8 protein-coding genes are annotated in these 7,287 nt (G+C 61.4%); all 8 read right to left on the reverse strand.

Annotated elements, in window-relative coordinates:
• The coding region (locus tag AC1DWI_RS09190) for a flagellar basal body protein (RefSeq protein WP_477724717.1) at positions 1 to 194 on the reverse strand (194 nt) is incomplete at its 3' end.
• A gap of 28 nt (positions 195 to 222) precedes the next feature.
• A complete protein-coding gene (locus AC1DWI_RS09195; protein WP_477669649.1) occupies positions 223 to 1,269 on the reverse strand; it encodes a flagellar basal body P-ring protein FlgI in 1,047 nt (348 codons plus the stop codon).
• Positions 1,270 to 1,403: 134 nt separating this feature from the next.
• On the reverse strand, positions 1,404 to 2,033 hold the full coding sequence (locus AC1DWI_RS09200; RefSeq protein WP_477669650.1) for a flagellar basal body L-ring protein FlgH: 630 nt from the start codon (positions 2,031 to 2,033) through the stop codon (positions 1,404 to 1,406).
• Entirely contained in the window at positions 2,030 to 3,058 is a 1,029-nt protein-coding gene (flgA, locus tag AC1DWI_RS09205) for a flagellar basal body P-ring formation chaperone FlgA (protein WP_477669651.1), read from the reverse strand. The genes AC1DWI_RS09200 and flgA overlap by 4 nt, the downstream gene beginning before the upstream one ends.
• Before the next feature lie 10 nt (positions 3,059 to 3,068).
• Positions 3,069 to 3,863, reverse strand: a complete 795-nt coding sequence (gene flgG / locus AC1DWI_RS09210) for a flagellar basal-body rod protein FlgG (protein ID WP_477669652.1) — start codon at positions 3,861 to 3,863, stop codon at positions 3,069 to 3,071.
• A gap of 35 nt (positions 3,864 to 3,898) precedes the next feature.
• Positions 3,899 to 4,693 (reverse strand): flagellar hook-basal body protein, encoded by a 795-nt coding sequence (locus AC1DWI_RS09215; RefSeq protein WP_477669653.1) that lies wholly within the window; start codon positions 4,691 to 4,693, stop codon positions 3,899 to 3,901.
• Positions 4,694 to 4,732: 39 nt separating this feature from the next.
• On the reverse strand, positions 4,733 to 6,820 hold the full coding sequence (gene flhA, locus AC1DWI_RS09220; RefSeq protein ID WP_477669654.1) for a flagellar biosynthesis protein FlhA: 2,088 nt from the start codon (positions 6,818 to 6,820) through the stop codon (positions 4,733 to 4,735).
• The coding region (locus AC1DWI_RS09225) for an EscU/YscU/HrcU family type III secretion system export apparatus switch protein (RefSeq protein ID WP_477724718.1) at positions 6,817 to 7,287 on the reverse strand (471 nt) is incomplete at its 5' end. The genes flhA and AC1DWI_RS09225, both read right to left, overlap by 4 nt.

Here is a 7,287-nt window from a genome sequence, read left to right on the forward strand (position 1 = left end):
TCGTCGAGCCGGCCGCGTTCGCGCAGGGCTCTGCGGGCCTGTTCAAGCTGGCCCTCGAAGTCAAGGGCCTGCGGCACAAAGCCTTCCGTATTCGCGTTGGCGATGTTGTTGGCAATGACTTGCTGCCTTGCCGAAGCCGCGTCAAGCGCCAATGACAGCGCGGCCGTCGTAATGGATTCGATACTGTTGGACATGGGTGTACCTCTGGTGTAGACGTCGGAACTACTGGACGACGAGTTCGGCATGCAGGGCGCCGGCAGCCTTGACGGCCCGCAGAATCGAGATGATGTCGCGGGTGTTGGTCTTTAGTTTGGCGAGCGACTGGACCAGGTCTGTCACAGTGGTTCCGCCAGCCACAAAACCCGGGCCGTTGCGCTCATCCACGTCGATCCGGGTATTGCTAACCAAGGCGGTGCGCACGCCCGGCCCGGCCTCGCCGATAAAGAAGGGTTGCGAAACGCCGTTCTGCTCGGTGATGGCAATCTTCAAATCACCATGGGTGATGGCTACCTTGGCGATGCGCACATCCCCGCCCGCAACGACTGTGCCCGTGCGTTCGTTGATCACCACTTTGGCCCGCCTGTCGGGCTCGACCGTGACGGACTCCAGGCGCGACAGGAAAGCTACCAGGCTGCCGCGCTGGCTTTCCGGCACATCGATGTCGATGCCTGAGGCGTCGCGCGCCTGGGCCAGGTTGGCACCCAGCTGGGTGTTGATGGCCAACGCAATCCGGTTCGCCGTGGTGTAGTCCGGCTCGGCAAGCAGGAAGGTTACGTTGGGAATGGCGGTGCCGGTGGATCCGGGCTCCATGGGGGCTTTGGCCGTGCCGACCTCAACGGTCGCGCCATTGGGCACCGCTCCCACTGTCGGGTGGTTCTTCTGCAACACGTTGCCGTTGGAATCATAACGGTAGCCTCCAACCGACAGCGGCCCCTGCGCCAGTGCATAGACACGGCCGTTCGCCGCTTTCAACGGCACTTGCAACAAGCTGCCGCCCACCAGGCTGCGTGCGTCGCCTGTCGAAGACACCGTGATGTCCAATGTGTCGCCGGGCCGGGCGAAACTCGGCAGCGAAGCGCTGACCATGACGACAGCCACATTCCGGCTTTGGATCTGTTCAGGCGGCACGCTGAGATTGAACTGGGACATCGCATTGGACAATGCCTGCCGGGTGGCCCGGTTCGTCGGTGAGTCGCCCGTTCCGGCGAGGCCGGTCACGATGCCGGTACCCGTCAATGCGTTGTCTCGCCACCCCTGGAGTTTGCCCAAGTCCTTGATTCGGATCAGGCCAGTCTGACCATGCGAAGCCGGTGCCACCAGACAGAGCGCACAGCAAATGAGTACCGGAATGATACGAAGCCGGGAGACAAACCTCGACTGCAGAAATGAAGTGAGCGCCATTTTCAAAACCCTGTCCAATCGAGCAATTTCCGCCACCAGGGCCGCTGGTTGCGTTCAGCGATATCGCCCTCGCCGACATAGGTGATTTTCGCGTCGGCCAATCTCGTGGAAAGAACGATGTTGCCGTCGGACACGTCCACGGGCCTCACGCGCCCCTCGAGCGTGACGCGTTGCGGTTCCTGGTTGACCGTCAGCATCTGCTCGCCCGTCACTGCCATGTCGCCGTTAGGCAAAATCTCGCGAACCGTCACCGACAGCGTGACCAATAGCCGGTTGGCGCGCTGGGTGCGCCCCCCGCCGTCAAAGTCGCTGGCCACGTTGACGCCCGTCTGGGCTTTGCTTTCACCACGGTGGCTCAGGTCCGCCGACAGGCTGTTTTTTCTTCGGGTGTCCGTGTCCGCGCTGCTGCTGGCACTGGAGTTTTCAAACACCTGAACGGTGAGGACATCTCCCACGCGAAAGGCCTTGTTGTCGGCCGTCAAGGGGCGATAAGTCTTTTCATCGTAGAGGCTGACTCCCTGCGCATGCGACAGGCAGGCCCAGCAGCACAGCACCAGCCCCAACGCGGCCAGGCGCGCGGCTGCAAAGTTGTTCCGCAATTCATTGCCAGGTTTGGAAGCTGAAAAAATCATGGGTACATCTCCACACGGCCCGGGCCTGCGACCCGGGCTAACAAACTGGCCGTAGCATTGACGGGCTTGACTTGAACCATCTGGCCGGCGCGGCCGTCCTGCAGCACTTCCGCACGGCTCTGCACATTCAGGCCGGCCTGGCGCGTTTCGAGCACGGCCCAGCTCCCGCGCGCCACATCGGGAACGGCTTCCGTGTGGGCCGCCGTCAAGGTTTCGCCGGCCCGAATCGGGCGGCGCAAACGCTGGCCGTCAGAAAACTGGCGCGCCGGATTTTTCTGCGAAGCTGCGGCTGCGGCAATGTTTTGTTCACGCAGCTCCACATCGCCCGCCAGGAGGGACGCACCTGCGGGAATGTCTCTGGTGGCAACCACCACCGGCCCGTAGACCACAACCTCAAAAACGACCGCCACCGATCTTTGCACTCTGCCAGCACTGCCCACATCGATCCAGACCGTCATTCTGGAAGCCAGTGCCGCCGCACCCTGAGCACGGGGATTGATCTCCACCAGTTCATCGGCGACTACCAGGTCGCGCGGCACGGTCACCGGCTGCAGTTCGATGCGAGTGCCGGCCGGTAGTTGGCCGCGCAGTTGCTGCCGGAGTGTCTTGTCCGCGAGGGCGACGATATCCTCGCCGGGTATGTCGCGGCTGCGCAGGCTGATGTCAGTGAACGCAGCGCCCTGCCAGGTGATTTGATCTCCTTGAAGGCCCGCGTGACCCCGTATCCACCGGGCAAGGACATCCCGTTCCAGGACAAAGGACTGGCCGGCACGCGGCGCGCGGCCCAGCGGCAAAGCCATCAGGCGCCGCAAGGTCGCCGGGTCCGGGCTGGCAAGGCTGGCAACGTCGCCCAAGCGCACGTCGCTGTGGCTGACCTGCACATGCTCCGGCAGGCTGATACGCGCCATGCTCGCAGCGGTTTGTGCCTGAAGAGGCTGCGCGGGAGCCGCCCAGAGCGCAAGCAGGCAGAGACCCGCCGCCTCGACACCGGAAGGCAGGAACCCAAAAAAGCGAACACCACGCATCAGTGTTTTCTTAGCGGCGCAGCGCATTGACCATGCCGAGCATCTCGTCGGATGCCTGCACAACCTTGACGCTGGCTTCATAAGCGCGCTGCGCGATCATCAGGTTCACCATCTCGTCGACCAGCTTGACGTTGGAGCCTTCCAGAAATCCCTGGGCAATCCGCCCCAAGCCCTCTTCTCCAGGTTTGCCGACGACCGGGTCGCCGGCGGCCTCGGTCGGCCGGTAGAGGTTGTCCCCCTGCGCCAACAGAGCTTGCGGATTGGAGAATCGCACCAGGTCAATCTGCCCGATCTCCACAGGCGTGGCCTGATTCGCCAAACGGATCCGCACGGTGCCATCCGTGTCGATCAGCAAGGCCTGCGCATTGTCGGGAATGCTCAGGCCAGGTTTCAGCGCATAGCCTGCCTGGGTTGCCAGCAGGCCCTCCTTGTTGACCCTCAGCGTGCCGCCGCGCGCATAAGCCTGTGACCCATCAGGCAAAGTCACCTCCATGAAGCCGTCACCTTCAATTGCAACGTCGAACGCGGACTCCGTTTTCTTGAGGTCGCCCATGTCGAAAAGCTTGGCCATGCCGCCTATGCCAACGCCCGCCCCCACTCTCGTAACCGCATCCATGAGGCCCTGCGGCGCGCCGGCATTCGCCAAAGGGAGCGGCGCGGCCGAACGCGTGACCAGATCCGAGAACGTCAGTCGGCCTTTTTTAAATCCCGTGGTGTTGACGTTGGCCAGATTGTTGGCGATCGTGTCCACATTCATCTGCTGGGCCTGCATGCCGGTCGCACCAATATAGAGCGCATCGAACATAAAACTCCTCTGGTTTGTGTGTAGTGAAAACGGGCTCAGGCAAGATCGCCGAGCTTTCGAATGGCTGTCCCCATCATTTCGTCGTAACCTGTCGCGACCTTTTGCATCGACTCGAAATGCCGCATCGTCTGCATCAGTTGCACCATCTCCTGCATGGACGAAACATTGGAGTTTTCGAGAAAGCCCTGGCGTACCTGGACATCGACATCGTTCATCATGCCGGCCGGACTCTCCGAAGCGACAAGCCCCTCCCCGAGATGCCGGAGCGTCTGCGACGCCTCTAGCTGCATCACCTTGAGCTGGGCCACCGGCTCTTGCGCGGACAAGCGGTTGGCGGCAATGCCGGCTGCTCCGGACTTGGGGCCTTCAAATACATAGCCCCTGGAATCAATCGAGGGATTGCGTGTCGTCAAAAAGATGGCGCCGCCTTTACCCATCACCGGGTGTCCCTGGGCATTCACCAACCGCCCCTGACCGTCCAGGTGGAAGGAACCCTGCCGCGTGTAGGCCGGGCCGGACGCCGTTGAGACCTCAAAGAAGCCGTCTCCGTCCAACGCGAGATCCAGATTTTGTCCGGTGGACTTGAGTGTGCCGGGGCGAAGGTCCGTCTGCGTTTTCAGCAGGCCGCCGGTCGCGTCTACCTGCTGCGACAACGCATCGACCTGCGCGGAGAAGGAGGCGCCGAGTTGGGAATAGGGGGTGGGCTGGACCGAAACGACCTCCCGCTTGTAGCCTATGGTCAAGGCGTTGGCCAGGTTCATGCCGACCCTTTCAAGACGGATGCTGTCCTGGTGCATGCTTTGCAAAGCGACGGAGAGAATATTGGTCATGGTTCGGATTGAGTTGCAGGACAAAAATGCACGGGTTGCTTAAAAGCTCACCACACCATACGACTTGAGTTCGATGTTGTGCGGGATCTCGGCCATGGACAGCACACGCAGATGCGGCATTACCCGCTCGGACAAGGCACGCACGTGCCGGCGAAGCTCGGGAGAGCAGAGCAGCACTGGCAGCAAATTGCTTTTCATCATCTTTTCCGCTTGCTGCACCAGTTTGCCGATGAATTTTTCGGCCATTTGCGGTTCCAGGACGAACTGACCCGCGGCCTGGCTGGAACCCTCGGCACGGGAATTTTGCACGCCTTGAATGAAGCGACTTTCAATGGCCGGGTCGAGTGTGAGAACGTGCAACGCATTGGCCTCCCCGAGCAAGCCCTGGCATATCGCGGAACCCAGCCTGTGGCGCACAACCTCCGTCAGGTAGCCGGTCTCCTTGGATTGCCGGCCAGCGTCCGTGAGAGTTTCCAGAATCGCCTCCATATGCCGTATCGAAACCTTCTCTTTGAGGAGGTTCTGCAGCACCTTTTGCACGTCGCTGATCGAAAGGACTGTCGGCACAAGTTCTTCGACCAGGCCGGGCTGGTTCTGGCGCACCCGGCCCAGCAGGCGGTCGGTTTCGGCCCGTGTCAGCAGTGTGGAGGATTCGCGCCGCAAGACCTCGGTGAGGTGCGTCATGAAAACGCTGGAGGCATCCACCAGCGTGAACCGGGCGCGGGTGGCCGCATCCCGCTGTGACTCTTCTATCCAAACGGCCGGCAGGCCGTAGGTGGGGTCTTTCGTGACTTCTCCGGAAATGGCTGTCACGTCGCCCTGAGGATGAATGGCAAGCAGGCGGTCCGCGCGAACCTCACCCTTGGCACTCAGGGCCCCGTCAAGGTAAATCTCGTATCGGTCCGGCCCAAGGCGCGGTGCATCCTTGAAGCGTATGCGTGGCAAGACCAGCCCAAGCTCCTGCGCATGCTGATGGCGGAAGGCGGCAATTCTTTCGAGGAAAGAGCCACCCTTTTCGTTCACCAGAGGAACCCAGCGGGAACCCACCTGGACCTCGATGGGTTCAACGGTCAGGTGTGCATAGGGATCGTCCTTGCCGCCAGCGTCACTGCCGTCAGCCGATTTTCCCTCCTGGCCCGCCGCCGCTTCTTCCCTGGCAATGGCACCGGTATGCGCCCCGCGATACACCATCCAGGCGCCCAGCCCCGAAAGACAAAGCAGTATGAGCGTGGGGACCGCAGGAATACCAGGCAGGATCAACAGGCCCGCCAGGGCTGTAGCCACCAGCAGCAATGTTTTGGGAAATGAGGTGATCTGCCGCAAAGCCTCTTTGCTCAGGTTGGCATCCGAAGCCGAACGGGTAACAATGATCCCGGTTCCCAGGGCAATGACCAGCGCCGGCACCTGGGTCACGATGCCATCGCCTATGGTCAGCAGGGTATAGGTTTTGAGCGCATCACCCCACGGCAGGCCGCGCTGCATGATACCGATCAGCAAGCCTCCCACAATGTTGATGAGCAGTATCAGGATGCCCGCGATGGCGTCGCCTTTAACGAACTTGCTTGCGCCGTCCATCGCGCCGTAAAAAGCCGCCTCTTTCTCGATGTTCTTGCGGCGGCGCTGCGCTTCGGCCTGGTCAATGAAACCCATGTTCAGATCCGCGTCCACGCTCATTTGCGCGCCGGGCATGCTGTCCAGCGTGAATCGGGCGGCCACCTCGGAGACGCGCTGAGCGCCGCTGGTGATCACCACGTACTGGACGACGATCAGGATCAGGAAAATAATCAGGCCGATCACGTAGTTCCCGCCAACAACATAGGAGCCCACAGCGGCGATCACCCGGCCAGCGTCGCCGTCCGAAAGAATCAGGCGGGTGGCGGCGACGTTCAGCGACAGCCGGAACAGGGTGGCAATCAACAGCAGCGAAGGGAACGTCGAAAACTCGACAGGTCGCGCCATGTAGAACGTCAGCATCAGAATCAAAAACGCGAAGCTGAAGTTCAGCAGGATCAGGAAGTCCAGTAGCGGGCTCGGGATGGGCGCGAACAATACCACCAGTACACCCAGCACCAGCAGCACCATAACGATGTCGCTGTGTTTGGTGAGGAAACCCTGCAGGGCTTTCATGTCGCGGCCATCCCCTGCCGGCGTTCGCGCATGGCAAAGACCCAGACGATGATTCGCGCCACTTCGGCATACATGGCTTGGGGCACATGCTGTTCCACAGCAAGCTCGCGGAAGAGCCTGCGGGCCAGAACGGGGTTTTGCACGATGGGGATGTTGTTCTCGCTCGCTATTTTTCTCATGGCTCCTGCGACCCGGCCGGCGCCCTTGGCCACCATCTGCGGAGACGACATCTCGCCATGCCTGTAGCGCAAGGCGACCGCCACATGCGTCGGATTCGTCAACAACACATCGGCATTTTTTGTGTTGCGCACCGTTAGTGTGCGCTTCAGCGCTTCCCGACGCAGCTCCCTGAGCCGCGCACGGATGCGAGGATCACCTTCCCGGTTTTTTGATTCGTCTTTCAGTTCCCTGCGGCTCATCTTCATCTTTTTGGAGAACTCGCGCCGTGTGTACATCCAGTCCACGGC

This window comes from Polaromonas sp. P3_C2 (genome assembly GCF_056402675.1).